This is a genomic window from Bradyrhizobium sp., assembly GCF_035701725.1.
Taxonomy (GTDB): domain Bacteria; phylum Pseudomonadota; class Alphaproteobacteria; order Rhizobiales; family Xanthobacteraceae; genus Bradyrhizobium.
Window position 1 is genome coordinate 1 of sequence record NZ_DASSRP010000255.1, and the last position, 16486, is coordinate 16486.

Below are 16486 nucleotides of genomic sequence, written 5' to 3' on the forward strand. Positions count from 1 at the left end.
GAGGCGGCGGATCCGAGGCGAAATCCGGGACGGAAGTTCAGGACGCTTGAGTTCAAGGCTCTCTGCAGAACCGCGGGACAAACAGGAAATCGGCCAGCCGCGACGACCGCGTTCGCGGCGATGGCCGACGGGGGAAATTGATTGGCTGATGAATTCATTCTCGAAACCCACGGATTGACCAAGGAATTCGCGGGTTTCTTTGCCGTACGCGACGTTTCCCTCAAGATACGGCGTGGCAGTATTCATGCGTTGATCGGCCCGAACGGTGCCGGCAAAACGACTTGCTTCAATCTGCTCACCAAGTTTCTGAAGCCTTCGGCGGGTCAGATCCTTTACAAGGGGCAGGACATCACGGCGATGGCGCCGGCCGACGTCGCCCGGCTCGGCCTCGTTCGTTCCTTTCAGATTTCGGCGGTGTTTCCGCATCTGACGGCGCTGGAAAACGTACGCGTCGCCCTGCAACGACAGCACGGCCATTCCTTTGATTTCTGGCGTTCCAAGACCGTGCTCGACCGCTTCAATGCCCGCGCGCTCGAACTATTGAACGATGTCGGCTTGAGCGAGTTTGCCAATACGCCTGCGGTCGAGATGCCCTACGGCCGCAAGCGCGCGCTGGAAATCGCAACGACGCTCGCGCTCGATCCCGAGATGATGCTGCTCGATGAGCCGATGGCGGGGATGGGCCACGAGGACATCGACAAGATCGCCGCGCTGATCAAGCGCATTTCTGCGAAGTACACGATCTTGATGGTCGAACATAACCTGTCCGTGGTCGCCAATCTGTCGGACATCATTACCGTGTTGACGCGCGGACATGTGCTGGCGGAAGGCAACTATGCCGAACTCTCGAAGGACGAGCGCGTGAAGGAAGCCTATTTGGGGGCCGGCCATGGTTGATGTCAAAATGGCCGAAGCCGCCGCAGCGCGGTCGTCCTCCGCCGCGCCGATTCTGGCGGTACAGAACCTCGAAGCCTGGTACGGCGAATCCCACATCCTGCACGGCATCAATTTCGAGGTGAATGCCGGAGAGGTGGTGACGCTGCTCGGCCGCAACGGCGCGGGCAAGACCACCACGCTGAAGTCGGTGATGGGTATCATCGGCAAGCGCACCGGCTCCGTCCGCTTCGACGGCAAGGAAATCATCCGCGCCTCGTCCGACAGGATTGCGCGTTCCGGCATCGCGTTTTGTCCCGAGGAGCGCGGAATTTTCGCAAGCCTCGACGTTCGCGAAAACCTGCTGCTGCCGCCGACGGTCCGCAGCGGCGGACTGTCGCTCGATCAGATCTTCGGTCTGTTTCCCAATCTCAAGGAACGACTGAGCAGCCAGGGCACCAAATTGTCGGGTGGCGAGCAGCAGATGCTGGCGATCGGGCGCATCCTGCGTACCGGCGCACGCTTTTTGATGCTCGATGAGCCGACCGAAGGACTTGCGCCCGTCATCATCCAGCAGATCGGCCAGACCATCAAGCGCCTCAAGAGCGAGGGCTTTACCATCCTGCTCGTCGAGCAGAACTTCCGTTTCGCCGCGACCGTCGCCGATCGCTACTACATCGTCGAACACGGCAAGATCATCGACGGCTTCGCCAATGCGGAGTTGCAAGCCAATATGGACAAGCTTCACACCTATCTCGGCGTCTGAAAAGCAACGCTGATCGTCAGAGGGACTGCCAATGAAGAACAAAATTTTCGTCAGCCTGTTGCTCAGCACCGCCATCGGTCTCGCCGCCACAGGATTCGCCTGTGCCCAGGATAAGACCGTGAAGGTCGGCGCGCTGTCCGATCAATCCGGCCTGTATGCCGACCTCGGCGGTCCTGGCTCGACGCTTGCCGCCCAGATGGCGATCGAGGATTCAGGCCTGACAGCCAAGGGTTGGAAGATCGACGTGATCTCGGGCGACCATCAGAACAAGCCCGATATTGGCACCGCGATCGCGCGGCAGTGGTTCGATGTCGAAAAGGTCGACGTCATCGTCGACGTGCCGAATTCCGGCGTCGCGCTCGCGGTCAATAATGTCGTCAAGGAAAAGAACGGCGTCTTTATCAACTCCGGCGCGGCGACTTCGGACCTCACCAATGCGCAGTGCTCGCCCAACACCGTGCACTGGACCTACGACACCTACACGCTTGCTCATGGCACGGGGCAGGCGCTGGTAAAGGCGGGCGGCGATACCTGGTTCTTCCTCACCGCGGACTATGCGTTCGGTGCGGCGCTGGAGCGCGACACCACGGCGGTGATCCTCGCCAACGGCGGCAAGGTGCTCGGCGGGGTCAAGCATCCGCTGAACACCGCGGATTTCTCGTCGTTCCTGCTGCAAGCCCAGGCTTCGAAGGCGAAGGTCATCGGCCTTGCCAATGCCGGCGGCGACACCACCAACACCATCAAGCAGGCGGCCGAGTTCGGCATCGTCAAGGGCGGTCAGAAGCTCGCAGCGCTGCTGCTGTTCATCACCGACGTCAAGGCGATCGGACTTGAAACCGCGCAGGGGCTGAACTTCACCGAGACGTTCTACTGGGACATGAACGACAAGACCCGTGAGTTCTCCAAGAAGTTCGCCGCGCGGATGAAGAACGGCGCGCCTCCGACCATGGTGCAGGCCGGCGTCTATGCGGGCCTGATGCATTACTTCAAGGCGCTCGAGGCGCTCGGCGGTAATCCGCATGACGGCGTCAAGGTCGTGGAAAAGATGAAGTCGATGCCGACCGACGATCCTCTGTTCGGCAAGGGCGAGGTTCAGCCGAATGGCCGTGCCATTCACCCGGCCTATCTGTTCGAGGTCAAGAAGCCGTCGGAGTCCAAGGCACCATGGGATTTCTACAAGCTGGTCGGCACGGTTCCGGCCGATCAGGCGTTCACGCCGCTTGCCGAAAGCAAGTGTGCGCTCCTGAAGAAGTAGGCGAGCAATTCAGGTGGCCTCGCGACCGCGGGGCCGCCTCGTTTCCGCGGCAGCATGAGTTGAAAGATCGACCGATATGCAAGCTCTCTATGCCCAGCTCCTCGTTGGATTGATCAACGGCTCGTTTTACGCCCTGCTGAGCCTCGGGCTTGCCGTGATCTTCGGCATGCTCAACATCATCAACTTTGCGCATGGCGCGCTATATATGATGGGCGCGTTCTGCGCCTATTTCCTGCTGAATCTCTGGGGTATCGGATATTGGTGGGCGCTGCTGCTCGCGCCGATTGCGGTCGGCATTTTCGGCATGATCCTGGAGCGGACCATGCTGCAATGGCTGTCCGGCCTCGATCATCTCTACGGCCTGCTCCTGACCTTTGGCCTCGCGCTGATCATTCAGGGCGTCTTCCAGAACTATTTCGGCTCGTCCGGTTTGCCTTACGCCATTCCCGATGAGTTGAAGGGCGGCATGAATCTCGGTTTCATGTTCCTCCCGATCTATCGCGGCTGGGTCGTGGTGTTCTCGCTGATCGTTTGCCTGGCGACCTGGTACCTGATCGAGCGGACGCGGCTTGGCGCATATCTGCGCGCGGCGACCGAGAATCCGACGCTGGTGCGCGCCTTCGGCATCAACGTGCCGCGCATGATCACGCTGACCTATGGCCTCGGCGTCGGTCTGGCAGCGCTCGCCGGCGTGTTGTCGGCGCCGATCAACCAGGTCCGGCCGCTGATGGGTGAGAACATCATCATCGTGGTGTTTGCGGTGGTCGTGATCGGCGGCATGGGATCGATCATGGGGTCGATCATTACCGGCTTTGCGCTCGGCCTGATCGAGGGTCTGACGAAATATTTCTACCCGGAGGCCTCCAACACCGTCGTGTTCGTTCTGATGGTGCTGGTGCTGCTGGTGAAACCGACGGGATTGACGGGACGGGCGGCCTAGTGCCGTCTATTTGAAGTTCCTGCACTGCAAGCGGCGAATCCGATCAGGAACTTCAAATAGAAGAACGGCACTAGAGCCGAAATTTCTTGCTAGCGCCCATAACTTTCCGAAGTTCGTGGAGAGTGGGCGCTGCGAGGGAAGACGAACTTCGGAAAGTGGGCGCTAGCTATGACGGCAATGACGGATGACACCATACCGGTAACCCCGCGCGCGATCCGCGACGAGATGATCGCGTTTGCGATCCTGACCGTGCTGCTTCTACTGGTGCCGCTGACAGGACTCTATCCCTTCTTCGTGATGCAGGCCTTGTGTTTCGCGCTGCTTGCCTGCGCATTCAATCTGCTGATCGGCTATGGCGGGTTGCTGTCGTTCGGACACGCGATGTTCTTAGGCACAGGCGGCTACGTGACCGCCCACGCCGTCAAGGTGTGGGGTTTCCCGCCCGAGCTCGGCTTGCTGGTTGGTACGGCCGGTGCAGCCGCCCTCGGCGCAATCACTGGCCTCGTCGCGATCCGCCGCCAGGGCATCTATTTCGCGATGATCACGCTGGCGCTTTCGCAGCTGATGTACTTCATCTATCTGCAGGCGCCGTTCACGCATGGTGAAGACGGCATCCAAGGCATCCCGCAGGGCTATCTGCTCGGAATCCTCGACCTGTCCAAGCCGACCGTGCTTTATTACGTCATCGTCGCCGGCTTCCTGCTCGGCTTCCTTATCATCTTTCGCGCCATCAATTCGCCGTTTGGCGAGGTGCTGAAATCGATCCGCGAGAACGAGCAGCGCGCGATCTCGCTGGGTTACAAGACCGACCAGTACAAGTTGTTGGCTTTCATCCTGTCCGGAACGCTGGCCGGACTGGCTGGCGCATTGAAGGTGTTCGTTGTCCAGAACGCCTCGCTGTCCGATGTCGAGGTCGGCATGTCTGGCGAAATTGTGCTGATGACGCTGGTCGGCGGCCTCGGCACGGTGTACGGCCCGGTGATTGGCGCTGTCATCATCGTTGCCACGCAGCAATATCTTGCCGGCTTTGGTTCCTGGGTGACGGTGATCCAAGGCTCGATTTTCGTGGCTTGCGTGCTGACGTTCCGCCGCGGCATTGTCGGCGAAATCGCGCATTTTTTCCGCCGTTCGCTCTAGAGGAGGCGGGGGTTTGTCCGCGATCTTTTGGCCGATAAAGCCGTGGATGAGCGCCGATTCCGCCGGCTGTGCGACATGCCATCTTGTCCAAATTGATTTATGACAGATATGTGACGGGCTATCCCGGCCTGTCTGCGATCTGGACTTAGCCATGTTGATGCGTTGGTTTCGCGCCTTCCTGCCCAAGGAGGAGCGTTTTTTCGAGCTCTTTGCCAAACACTCCCAGGCCGTGCGCGAGGGCGCTCTCGCGCTGCAGGGCATGCTTCAGGGCGGTGAGGAAACGCCGGTTTACTGCCAACGGGTCAACCAGTTCGAGAACGACGCCGACAATGTCACCCGCGAGGTGTTGACCGCCGTGCGGCGCACGTTCATTACGCCGTTTGACCGCGGCGACATCAAGAACCTGATCACCTCGATGGACGACGCCATCGACCAGATGCAGCAAACGGCGAAAGCGGTCATGCTGTTCGAGGTTCGAAGCTTCGAGCCGCCGATGCGGGAGATCGGAACGCTTCTTGTCCAGTGCGCCGAACTGGTCGGCCGGGCATTGCCGCTGTTGCAGTCGATCGGCAGTAACGTGGCGCTGCTGACCACCATTACCGAGGAACTCACGAAGCTGGAGGGGCGGGTCGACGATCTTCACGACATCGGATTGAAAGAACTCTTTCTGAAACATCGCGAAGCTAATGCGATGGATTTCATCGTCGGCGTCGAAATCTATGATCACCTCGAGAAGGTAGCCGACCGGTTCGACGACGTGGCGAACGAGATCAGCAGCATTGTGATTGAACAGGTCTAGGGCAGGGTTAGCGAAGTGGACGCCGCGCTTGGATTCCCCGTTCTGGTCGGACTGATCGCCGTTGCGCTGCTGTTCGACTTTCTCAACGGACTGCACGACGCCGCCAATTCGATTGCAACGATCGTCTCGACCCGGGTCTTGCGGCCGCAATACGCGGTGTTCTGGGCGGCATTTTTCAATTTCGTCGCGTTCATGGTCTTTGGATTGAACGTGGCCCAGACCATCGGTACCGGCATCATCGAGCCCAGTATTATCGATGTGTCCGTGATCTTCGCGGCGCTGGTCGGTGCCATCGTATGGAATTTGATCACCTGGGCTTTGGGCATTCCGTCCTCGAGTTCGCACGCGCTGATCGGCGGTCTGGTCGGAGCGGGCATGGCCAAGGCCGGAATTTCGGCGGCGGTGTGGAGCGGACTGACCAAGACGTTGCTCGCGATCGTGTTGTCGCCGCTGGTCGGATTCCTCCTTGCGCTCGTGCTGGTCGTGATCGTGTCATGGGCGTCGGTTCGTTCGACCCCGTTCGCGGTTGACCGCGCGTTTCGGATCCTGCAGTTCATCTCCGCCTCGCTCTATTCGCTCGGTCACGGCGGCAACGATGCGCAAAAGACCATGGGCATCATTGCGGTCCTGTTGTTCTCGCAAGGCAAGCTGGGTTCGGAGTTTCACGTGCCGTTCTGGGTGGTGATTGCCTGCCAGATGGCGATGGCGCTCGGCACGCTGATGGGGGGGTGGCGGATCGTCCGGACCATGGGCCTGAGGATCACCAAGCTAACGCCGATGCAGGGATTTTGCGCCGAGACCGGCGGGGCGGCGACCTTGTTCCTGGCGACCTTTCTGGGGGTTCCGGTCTCCACCACACACACCATAACGGGGGCTATCGTGGGGGTCGGGGCCGCACGGCGCGTTTCCGCGGTGCGCTGGAATGTGGCGAGTTCGATCGTCTATGCCTGGGTGATTACCATTCCGGCCGCCGCGGGCATCGCCGCCGCGGCCTACGGGCTGGTAATATTGTTGAGGTAGGCGGACGAGGTCGGTTGGAAGCGTTGGCGCATTGCCTATATGGAGCGCTGGCCATCCCTTGATCCAGCTCGGTTTCCCTGCCAAACGCTTCGCCCATGTCCGATCTTGCCCTTAGCGCTGATTCTTCGCCCTCGTCGCCGCTTGCGAGCGAGGTGGCGCGACGGCGCACCTTTGCGATCATTTCGCATCCTGACGCCGGCAAGACCACGCTGACGGAAAAACTGCTGCTGTTCGGGGGCGCGATCAATCTGGCCGGGCAGGTCAAGGCCAAGGGCGAACGTCGCAATACCCGTTCCGACTGGATGAAAATCGAACGTGAGCGCGGGATTTCCGTGGTCACCTCGGTGATGACGTTCGAGTTCGACGGCCTCGTTTTCAACTTGCTCGATACGCCGGGCCATGAAGATTTTTCCGAAGACACCTATCGCACGCTGACGGCGGTTGATTCCGCGGTCATGGTGATCGACGCCGCCAAGGGTATCGAAGCACGCACCCGCAAGCTGTTCGAGGTCTGCCGTCTTCGCGACATCCCCATCATCACCTTCATCAACAAGATGGACCGCGAGAGCCGCGACACGTTCGAACTGCTCGACGAAATCGAAAAGACGCTGGCGCTCGACACCACGCCAATGACCTGGCCGGTCGGCCGCGGCCGCGATTTTCTGGGAACGTACGACATCGCGACCGGCGGCGTCCGCCTTCTGGAAGGCGGCGGCGCCAAGACCGGCGCGGCACAGCAGATCGATATTGCCGAACTTGCCGGCCTCAACGCCAATCTCGACGTCGCCGGCGTCAAGGAAGAACTCGAGCTGGTTTCGGAAGCCTGTAAGCCGTTCGAACTCGAGGCGTTTCGGGAGGGACATCTGACGCCGGTCTACTTCGGCAGCGCGCTGCGCAACTTTGGCGTCGGCGATCTGCTGGAAGGGCTTGGCCGCTTTGCGCCGCCCCCGCGGGCGCAGGAAAGCAATCTGCGCAAGATCGATGCGGCTGAGCCGCGCATGAGCGCGTTCGTCTTCAAGATCCAGGCCAATATGGACCCCAACCACCGCGACCGCATCGCATTTGCGCGACTGTGCTCGGGTAAGTTGACGCGGGGCATGAAGGCCAAGCTCGTGCGCACTGGCAAGACCATGCCGCTGTCGAGCCCGCAATTCTTCTTTGCCCAGGACCGCTCGGTGGCGGACGAAGCTTTCGCAGGCGACGTCGTCGGCATTCCCAATCACGGCTCCTTGCGCATCGGCGACACCTTGACCGAAGGCGAGGACATCATCTTTGTCGGCGTGCCGAGCTTTGCGCCGGAAATCGTACGCCGGGTGCGGCTGACCGACGCAATGAAGGCCAAGAAGCTCAAGGAAGCCTTGCAGCAGATGTCGGAGGAGGGCGTCGTGCAGGTGTTCCGGCCGCGTGACGGCGCGCCGGCGCTGGTCGGCGTGGTCGGGCCGCTGCAACTCGATGTGCTCAAGGCGCGGCTCGATGCGGAATATTCGCTGCCGGTCGAATTCGAAGTTTCCGAATTCCAGTTGGCGCGCTGGATTTCCTCCGACGACCGCAAGAAGCTCGACGCGTTCATCGCTGCCAACGGTTCGGGTGTTGCCGACGACGTCGACGGCGACCCGGTATTCCTTGCCAAGAACGAATTCTATCTCGGCTACACCAAGGAACGTGCCGAAGGTATCACCTTCGCGAGCGTCAAGGACGTGAAAAAGAAGGCCTAGCGCTTGAGCCGGATCACGCGCGAGGATGTGAATAGCTTGCTACCGACAATGCTGACCATTACCCGCGATTTGGCGTTACATTATGCCGGGGTTATGACTCCGGGACGCAACGCATGCTTGGTCGCATTGCCATCTGTTTCGTCGTTGTCGCTCTAGGCTTGGCCTCTGCAGGAAGCGCCGATGCCAGGCGTGGGCACCGTGCCAATCCGATCCCATTTTCGCATGAGCCGTGCAGCGTGCTGTCCCATCATCCGTGCACGCCGTATTTTTGCAGTGTATTCAGCCGTGGTCCCTGCATTCCCGAAATCGATTATCCCTATGGCGAGAACCTGCAACTGACGGTCGAGAGCAAGCCGTCCAGTGAAGACGCGTCGAAGTACCAAAAGCCGGATCATGATCTGGACAATATCGGCGACCTCTTTGCCGCCTTGCGTTCCTGCTGGACGCCGCCGCAGCCGGACTCGGCGAAAGAGGGGATGCAGATGACCGTGCGTTTCAGCTTCAAGCGGTCGGGCGACTTGATTGGTCCGCCGCGCCTGACGTTTGCCACCGCGGGCACGCCCGCCGAGGTCCGCAACACCTATTTCAAGGCCATCAACGACTCCATCGACGCCTGCGTGCCACTCAAGTTCACCGGCAATCTCGGCGGGGCTTTGGCGGGGCGGCCGATCGCAATCCGCTATGTCGACAACCGCGATATCGGGAAGCCGGACGCCACGCCCTAGCGGCCATTGAGTCTGGCCTGCCTTGCCGCCGGGCGCTCGACTCGCCATCTCCTGCATTGCTGTGCGGCTTGCGAACGTGTACCCGGTAGCCCCGCATGGGTTTAACGCGGAGGGGACGTGATGGGACTGGCGGTGATGATCCTGGGCCTTGCCCTGTTTCTCGGCATCCACATGTTGCCGGCCCACCGCGACTTGCGCGGCCGTCTTGTCTCGGCGATGGGCGAAGGCAGTTATAAGCTCGTTTACGCACTCGTCTCCGTACTCGGGATTGCGCTGATCGCCTGGGGCTTCGGGCACTACCGCGCAGCCGGAATGATCGACGTCTGGGAAGGATTGGTTTCCCCGAAAACGCTGCGCATTCTTAAGCACGTCACGGTCGCTCTGATGTTGCCGGCGGTGATCCTGTTCGTGGCATCCTATCTGCGCGGACACATCTACACGGCCCTCAAGCATCCGATGCTGGCGAGCGTCAAGCTCTGGGCGGCAGCGCATCTGCTCGTCAATGGCGATCTCGGCTCGATCATCCTGTTCGGTTCGTTCCTGGGGTGGGCAGTATTCGATCGCATCTCGCTCAAACGCCGCGCTGACCCCGGTGGTCCACCGATTCCGGTCGGCGGCTGGGGCAACGATGCGATTGCGGTCGCCATTGGAATTGTCGTCTATCTCGCACTTGCCTTCGCGTTCCATCCGGTCGTGATCGGCGTTCCGGTCGTAGGAGTTTAAAACATGTCGGTTCAGGCAGCGATCAAGCGCAAAACGGCTCCCGATATCCGCGCGCGCAAGAATGGCGAACCGATCGTGATGCTGACGTCATATCACGCCCACACGGCGGCTCTCGTCGACCGCTATTGTGACGTCATCCTGGTCGGCGACTCCCTCGGTAACGTGATGCACGGCTTTGAAACCACCGTGCCGGTGACGCTCGATATGATGATCTTGCAGGGTCGCGCCGTGATGCGGGGCTCGCAGCACGCGCTCGTTGTCGTCGACATGCCATTTGGCTCGTACGAGGCCTCGAAGGAACAAGCCTTTCATTCGGCGGTCAGGATCTTGAAGGAGACCCATTGCGGCGCGATCAAGCTCGAGGGTGGCGCGCGGATGGCGGAAACGATCGCGTTTCTGGTCGAACGCGGCATACCGGTGATGGGCCACATCGGCCTGACGCCGCAGTCGATCAATACGCTGGGCTCGTTCCGTGCCCAGGGACGCGAGGAGGCGAGCTGGGCGCCAATCGAGAACGACGCGACTGCTGTGGCGCAGGCCGGTGCCTTTTCGGTCGTGGTTGAGGCGGTGGCCGAGCCCTTGGCGTGCAAGATCACGAAAGAGATCGACATTCCGACCATTGGTATTGGCGCCAGTGCTGCCTGCGATGGTCAGGTGCTGGTGCTGGAGGACATGCTCGGACTGTCGCCGCGGGCCCCGAAATTCGTCCGCCGCTATGGCAACCTCGGTCCGATGATCGAGGCGGCTATCCAGGGCTATGCGGCCGATGTCCGCTCCCGGGCTTTCCCGGGTCCGGAACATGTTTACGGAATGAAGGCAAAGGCGTAAGCACACGGCTCGCCCGTGGCGGAGGTGGATAACCCCTCAGGCGCCGCCGTTAACGCTTTGACAGGGCTCACTTTGCCTTGCCACCGCCATATCACTAGGCTAACGCGACCGCCATCGAAGGGGCAGATGAATCGCGCCCTGGGGTTCCAGGCGTTTGAGGCCGGGATGGGGTACTTTTAAGTGTCTGAACTATTTGATGAAGTTGACGAGGAAGTGCGCCGGGAGCAACTCAAGAAGCTCTGGGACAAGTACTCGCTCTATATCATCGCGGCCGCCGTCCTGATCGTCGCCGCCGTCGGCGCCTGGCGCGGCTATCAGTATCTGGAAGCCCAGAAGGCGGCCGAAGCCAGCGCTGCGTTCGAAGCCGCAATCGAACTTGCCGATCAGAACAAGAACGCCGAGGCGGAAGCGGCCTTCGACAAAATCGCGACCACGGCACCGTCAGGCTATCGCATACTGGCGCGTCTGCGCGCTGCCGGCGAAGCTGCGGCGCGTGACCCGAAGGCGGGCGCGAAAATGTACGACGAGCTTGCCGCGGACCGCAGCATCGGCGCTGAGCTGCAAGAGCTGGCGCGCGTCCGTGCCGCCGGGCTGCTCGTGGACACCGACAGCTATCCCAACATGCTGCAGCGGCTTGAGGCTGCCACCAAGCCGGACGCGACATTCCGCCATACCGCGCGCGAATTGCTGGCCTTGTCGGCCTGGCGCGCCAACGACACGACCGCCGCCCGGCAATGGCTCGATATGATCGCCGGCGACGGCGAGACGCCCTCTGCCCTTCGCCAGCGTGCCGAAGCGTTGCAAGCGTTGCTTCCACCGGTTGCCAAGAGCTGACGACGGTAAAACGTTGAACGAGAAATCGACCATGCCTCGCCTGCAACGTCTGATCGCCGCTTTCGTTCTCGTCGCGCTCTCGGCCGCGATTGCCGGCTGCTCGAGCAGCGTGAACAGCTTCGATCCGATGGATTGGCTCGACTGGATCGATACCAAGAAGAAGCTCCAAGGCGACCGCAAGCCGGTATTCCCGGAGGGCGTACCCGGCCTTGAACAGGGCGTCCCGAAGTCGCTCTACAAGGGCGCCTCGCAGCAGGAGGTCGATCAGAACGCGCAGCAGGCGGAAGCGCCGCCGCCGCCTCCTGAGAAGCCGAAAAAGACGGCCAGGAAGAGCAAGCAGCCTGCGGCGGCGACAGCCAGCACCGATCCTTCCGCCCCGCCCGAAGAAGACACCACAGCGGCCGCGCCGCCTGCGCCGAAGAAGAAAATCGTGCGCCAGCGCACGACAGCCCCGCCGGCCGACCAGCCCGCCGATGCACAATCGGCCGCACCCCCGGCGCAGCCCACGCAACAATCAGCCGCGCCGTTCCCGGCGCCACTTCCGGGCGGTACGTTTACGCGCTAACGCTTGATGCGACGGCTCGGCCAGGACCTGTCCGGTTGATGGCTGGGGGCTCGTGTTTTTCCCGCGCGTTCCGGATCTCTGATGTCCTTTACGATTGCCATTATCGGCCGGCCCAATGTCGGGAAGTCGACGCTGTTCAACCGTCTGGTCGGACAGAAACTTGCGTTGGTCGACGATGCGCCGGGCGTGACGCGGGACCGGCGTGAGGGCGAGGCACGGCTCGGCGATCTCCGCTTTACCGTCATCGATACGGCCGGGCTCGACGAAGGTGCCAGAGGTTCGCTCACGGCGCGGATGCAGGAGCAGACGGAAACCGCGATCGGCCTGGCGGACGCTTTGATGTTCGTGATCGACGCGCGCGCCGGATTGACGCCAAACGACCGCACCTTCGCCGACTATGCGCGCCGCGCCAATAAGCCCGTTATCCTTCTCGCCAACAAGAGCGAAGGCAAGCACGGCGAGATCGGCGCGATGGAATCCTATGCGCTCGGCCTGGGCGAACCGATCATGATTTCGGCCGAGCATGGCGAGGGTATGGGCGATCTCTACGAGGCGCTGCGCGCGGTCATGCCGGAAGCCGAGGACGAAGCCGCGGGCGATGAGGAGATTGTCGACGGCGAAGCGGACATGACCCGGCGGCCGATCCGGGTCGCCGTGGTCGGCCGTCCCAATGCCGGAAAATCGACGCTGATCAACCGCCTGCTTGGTGAGGAGCGGCTACTGACCAGCGCGGAGGCCGGCACCACCCGTGACTCCATCGCGGTGGAGATCACCTGGAACGATCGCGAATTTCGCGTGTTCGACACCGCCGGACTGCGGCGGCGTTCGCGGATCGAAGAGAAGCTCGAAAAGCTGTCAGTTGCCGATGCGCTTCGCGCGATTCGTTTTGCCGAAGTGGTGGTGCTGATGACGGACGTACAGAACAAGTTCGAGGAGCAGGACTTGCGCATCGCCGACCTGATCGAGCGCGAGGGCCGGGCGCTCGTGATCGCCGTCAACAAATGGGACCTGACGGAGGCCAAGCCGGGCGCGATCTCGGCCCTGCGTAGCGAGGCCGATCACTGGCTGCCGCAGGTCAAGGGCGCGCCGCTGGTTGCGGTATCGGGCCTGATGGGCGAGGGCATTGACCGGCTGATGCGTGCGATCGAAGACGCCTACGAGGTGTGGAACCGGCGGGTGCCGACGGCAGCGCTCAATCGCTGGTTCGAGCAGGCGGTGAACGCCAACCCGCCGCCTGCGGTCTCCGGCCGCCGGCTGAAGCTGAATTACATCACGCAGGCGAAGGCGCGGCCGCCCAGCTTTGTGCTGTTCTGTTCGCGCGCCGACGCCGTGCCGCAGTCGTACTTGCGCTACCTGGTGAATTCGATGCGCGAGGAGTTCGGCCTGCCGGGCACGCCGATGCGGATTGCGCTCCGTGAGAAGGCCAATCCTTTCGCGCACAAGCGAAAGCGTCCCTCATGAGCGAGACCAGCGCCGTCGATCCGCCGCTCGCAACATCGCCGGCGCGGGGCGCCGCGGTCGCCTTCATCTTCGTCACGATCCTGCTCGACATGCTGGCGCTCGGTCTGATCATGCCGATCCTGCCGAAACTGGTCGAAAGCTTCGTCGACAACGACACCGCACGAGCGGCGCGCATCTTCGGCGTGTTCGGAACCGCCTGGGCGCTAATGCAATTCTTCTTCTCGCCCCTGCTTGGCTCGTTGTCCGACCGCTTTGGCCGCCGACCGGTGGTGCTGTTGTCGAATTTCGGGCTGGCGCTCGACTATGTGCTGATGGCGCTGGCGCCATCATTGATCTGGCTGTTCGTCGGCCGCGTCATTTCGGGCATTACGTCGGCCAGCATCTCGACGGCCTTTGCGTACATTTCCGATGTCACGCCTGCTGAAAAGCGCGCCGCGGTGTTTGGCAAGGTCGGTGCCGCCTTCGGCGCCGGATTCATTCTAGGTCCCGCGATCGGCGGCCTGCTTGGCGATGCCGATCCACGGCTGCCGTTCTGGGTCGCAGCCGGCTTGAGTTTTGCCAATGCGCTCTACGGTCTCTTGATCCTGCCGGAGTCGCTGCCGCGTGACCGTCGGTCATCGTTCCTCTGGAAAAGCGCCAATCCGGTTGGCGCATTGCATCTGCTGCGTTCCGACCGCATCCTCGCCGGCCTGTCGGTGTCGAACTTCTTCGCGCAGCTCGCACATGTGGTCTTGCCATCGACGTTCGTGCTCTACGCGACCTATCGCTATGGCTGGGATTCCAAGACTGTCGGTCTGACGCTGGCGATGGTCGGCATTTGCGCCATGTTGGTGCAGGGCGCCGGCATCGGACCGATCATTCGCTTGTTCGGCGAGAAGCGCGCGCTTTTACTCGGATTGCTCTGCGGCGCGGCTGGATTCTTCATCTTTGCCGCGGCCCCGACCGGGCCGCTGTCATGGCTTGGCATTCCGGTGATGTCGCTATGGGGTGTTTCGGGTGCGGCGATCCAATCGTTCATGACAAGCCAGGTCGCACCCGACCAACAGGGCCGGCTGCAGGGGGCAACTTCGAGCGTGCAGGCAATATCCCAGCTCTTAGGCCCCTTCCTGTTTACGCTGACATTCGCCTACTTCATTGGTGACAGCGCGCCGATCAAGCTCGAAGGTGCGCCATTCTTTCTGGCCTGTGCGCTGGTTCTGCTCGCGTGCGCAATCGCAGCCGTGACGCTCGCCGGCAGCCGCAGCGATCCCAAGTGAGTTGTTATCGAAGTGCGTCCGAGGTCAATTTGAATTTCTGGACGCGCTTGGCATTGTCGACCTCGGCTGTATAGACATTACCCTTGGCATCGACCGCCATAGCATGGACCCAGTGAAACTGGCCGGCATTGCGGCCGCTTCGTCCAAAACGGCCGACCACCGTGCCATCCGAGCGGGTGACGATGCGGATCTCGTTGTTCTCTCCGTCCGCACTGAGCAGATAGCTCTGCGTTGGGTCCGGCCAGATCGCGATGTCCCATACCGCGCCGTTGCCGAGCGTGTTCTTTTCGAAGAACCACTCCTTGACGAAGCTGCCATCCTTTCGGAACACCTGAATCCGGTTGTTGATGCGGTCGCAGACATAGACGAGGCCGTCATTGGCAATCTTCACGCAATGCACGGGGTTGGCGAATTGCTGCGAAACCGGCGCCTTAGGATCGTAGGCCGATTGCCGGTCGTCGCTGGGCACGTTGCCGTAGGCGCCCCAGTGCCGTTTGTAGGCGCCGGTGGTGGCATCAAACACGATGACGCGGTGATTGCCGTATCCGTCGGCGACATAAATCTCGTTTGCGTCCTTGTCGATCGCGGTCTCGGCAGGCTTGCCGAGCTGGGTGGTGTCATTGCTGCCCTTGCTCGGCGCAATCGAGCCGATCTGCATCACGAATTTGCCGTCGAGCGTGAACTTCAGGATGGCGTTGTCATTTTCGGCATTGCCGCCGATCCAGACAAACCCGCGCTCATCGACTTCGATGCCGTGCTCACGCCCGACCCATTGGTAGCCCTCTCCCGGACCGCCCCACGCGCGCAGCAGATTGCCCTCGTCGTCGAATTCCAGCACGGGCGGCGCCGGAACGCAGCATTTTGAGCGCGGCGGCGTCAGCACCGCGCCCTTTTCATCGTCAGTGAGCGATCGAGGGCGATGGATGATCCAGATGTGTCCCTGGGAATCGACTGTGATGCCGCCGACCTGCCCGAGAATCCAGTTGTTGGGCAGCGGCTTCGGCCAGGCCGCATCCACGGCGAAGGTTGGAATTTCGCCGGCACGCAGCGGCGAGGCTGTGCCAAGCGTCAATATGGCGATGGTGCTGCTGGCGACCGCGCCCCAGAGGAGCGCGCGTACCAAACGGGGCAGGCGTGGCATCATCGCAACCTCCATCGCTCCTTGGCCCAGCGGCGGCCGCCCCTGCTCGGGACCTCATGCAGGCGGATGAAAGCTCATCAGGGTCCGTGTCGGATAGTCGTAGAACTTGCCGCTCTCATCCCATGACGGCAGGCACATCGGGACGATCAATTCGGCCGCCTGTTCCGGCGTGTCGAGGGTCATCGGGTCTTCGCCGGGGAAAACCGCTGCGCGCATGCGGGTGCGGATCGGGCCGGGGTTGAACAGATTGACCCGGAGCGGCGTCGAGGCCGTCTCATGGGCCCAGACCCGCGCCAGCGTTTCCAGCGCGGCCTTGGAGGCCGCATAGGGCCCGAGATAGCCGGTCGCCTTGTTGGCGGCCCCCGAGGTGATGAAAACCGCGCGGCCGGCGTCGGACTTCTTCAAAAGCGGCTCCATGCACCGGATCAATTGAAAATTGGCCGTCAGG

General features: G+C 61.9%; 17 protein-coding genes. 15 read left to right on the forward strand and 2 right to left on the reverse strand.

All coding sequences use genetic code 11. The features are described from left to right. Positions 1-141 precede the first annotated feature (141 nt). The 15 genes from VFL62_RS15335 to VFL62_RS15405 all read left to right on the forward strand — a co-directional run bounded on the left by VFL62_RS15335 (position 142) and on the right by VFL62_RS15405 (position 14897). The gene (locus VFL62_RS15335) at positions 142-897 is read left to right on the forward strand and encodes an ABC transporter ATP-binding protein (protein WP_325173232.1); all 756 of its coding nucleotides are present in this window, start codon (positions 142-144) and stop codon (positions 895-897) included. Further along, positions 890-1639 carry an ABC transporter ATP-binding protein gene (locus VFL62_RS15340; RefSeq protein ID WP_325173233.1) on the forward strand — a complete coding sequence of 250 codons (750 nt, stop codon included), beginning with the start codon at positions 890-892 and terminating at the stop codon, positions 1637-1639. Before VFL62_RS15335 ends, VFL62_RS15340 begins: the two co-directional genes overlap by 8 nt. Positions 1640-1670: 31 nt before the next feature. Beyond that, positions 1671-2894: an ABC transporter substrate-binding protein gene (locus VFL62_RS15345; protein ID WP_325173234.1), complete on the forward strand. Its 1224-nt coding sequence runs from the start codon at positions 1671-1673 to the stop codon at positions 2892-2894. A gap of 76 nt (positions 2895-2970) precedes the next feature. Then, a complete protein-coding gene (locus VFL62_RS15350) occupies positions 2971-3834 on the forward strand; it encodes a branched-chain amino acid ABC transporter permease (protein WP_325173235.1) in 864 nt (287 codons plus the stop codon). A gap of 168 nt (positions 3835-4002) precedes the next feature. Then, on the forward strand, positions 4003-4971 hold the full coding sequence (locus VFL62_RS15355) for a branched-chain amino acid ABC transporter permease (protein WP_325173236.1): 969 nt from the start codon (positions 4003-4005) through the stop codon (positions 4969-4971). 154 nt (positions 4972-5125) lie between these two features. Continuing rightward, positions 5126-5770 (forward strand): DUF47 domain-containing protein, encoded by a 645-nt coding sequence (locus VFL62_RS15360; protein WP_325173247.1) that lies wholly within the window; start codon positions 5126-5128, stop codon positions 5768-5770. 15 nt (positions 5771-5785) lie between these two features. Beyond that, the gene (locus VFL62_RS15365; RefSeq protein ID WP_325173237.1) at positions 5786-6790 is read left to right on the forward strand and encodes an inorganic phosphate transporter; all 1005 of its coding nucleotides are present in this window, start codon (positions 5786-5788) and stop codon (positions 6788-6790) included. Between the two features lie 95 nt (positions 6791-6885). After that, complete coding sequence (locus tag VFL62_RS15370) at positions 6886-8505, forward strand: peptide chain release factor 3 (RefSeq protein WP_325173238.1); 1620 nt, start codon at positions 6886-6888, stop codon at positions 8503-8505. Positions 8506-8618: 113 nt separating this feature from the next. After that, positions 8619-9230, forward strand: a complete 612-nt coding sequence (locus VFL62_RS15375) for a hypothetical protein (protein ID WP_325173239.1) — start codon at positions 8619-8621, stop codon at positions 9228-9230. 120 nt (positions 9231-9350) lie between these two features. Next, positions 9351-9953 carry an NnrU family protein gene (locus VFL62_RS15380; RefSeq protein ID WP_325173248.1) on the forward strand — a complete coding sequence of 201 codons (603 nt, stop codon included), beginning with the start codon at positions 9351-9353 and terminating at the stop codon, positions 9951-9953. Between the two features lie 3 nt (positions 9954-9956). Next, positions 9957-10781: a 3-methyl-2-oxobutanoate hydroxymethyltransferase gene (panB, locus tag VFL62_RS15385; RefSeq protein ID WP_325173240.1), complete on the forward strand. Its 825-nt coding sequence runs from the start codon at positions 9957-9959 to the stop codon at positions 10779-10781. Positions 10782-10961: 180 nt separating this feature from the next. Then, entirely contained in the window at positions 10962-11615 is a 654-nt protein-coding gene (locus VFL62_RS15390; RefSeq protein WP_325173241.1) for a tetratricopeptide repeat protein, read from the forward strand. Between the two features lie 31 nt (positions 11616-11646). After that, positions 11647-12180, forward strand: coding sequence for a hypothetical protein (locus VFL62_RS15395; protein ID WP_325173242.1), 534 nt, complete (start codon positions 11647-11649; stop codon positions 12178-12180). Positions 12181-12261: 81 nt separating this feature from the next. Beyond that, positions 12262-13641: a ribosome biogenesis GTPase Der gene (gene der, locus VFL62_RS15400; RefSeq protein ID WP_325173243.1), complete on the forward strand. Its 1380-nt coding sequence runs from the start codon at positions 12262-12264 to the stop codon at positions 13639-13641. Further along, entirely contained in the window at positions 13638-14897 is a 1260-nt protein-coding gene (locus tag VFL62_RS15405) for a TCR/Tet family MFS transporter (RefSeq protein WP_325173244.1), read from the forward strand. Before der ends, VFL62_RS15405 begins: the two co-directional genes overlap by 4 nt. 4 nt (positions 14898-14901) lie before the next feature. Here VFL62_RS15405 and VFL62_RS15410 read toward each other — a convergent pair whose 3' ends face one another. Beyond that, positions 14902-16041, reverse strand: coding sequence for a hypothetical protein (locus tag VFL62_RS15410; RefSeq protein ID WP_325173245.1), 1140 nt, complete (start codon positions 16039-16041; stop codon positions 14902-14904). Positions 16042-16092: 51 nt separating this feature from the next. Beyond that, positions 16093-16486, reverse strand: a 394-nt coding sequence (locus VFL62_RS15415) for an SDR family NAD(P)-dependent oxidoreductase (RefSeq protein ID WP_325173246.1), incomplete at its 5' end; no start/stop codon positions are given.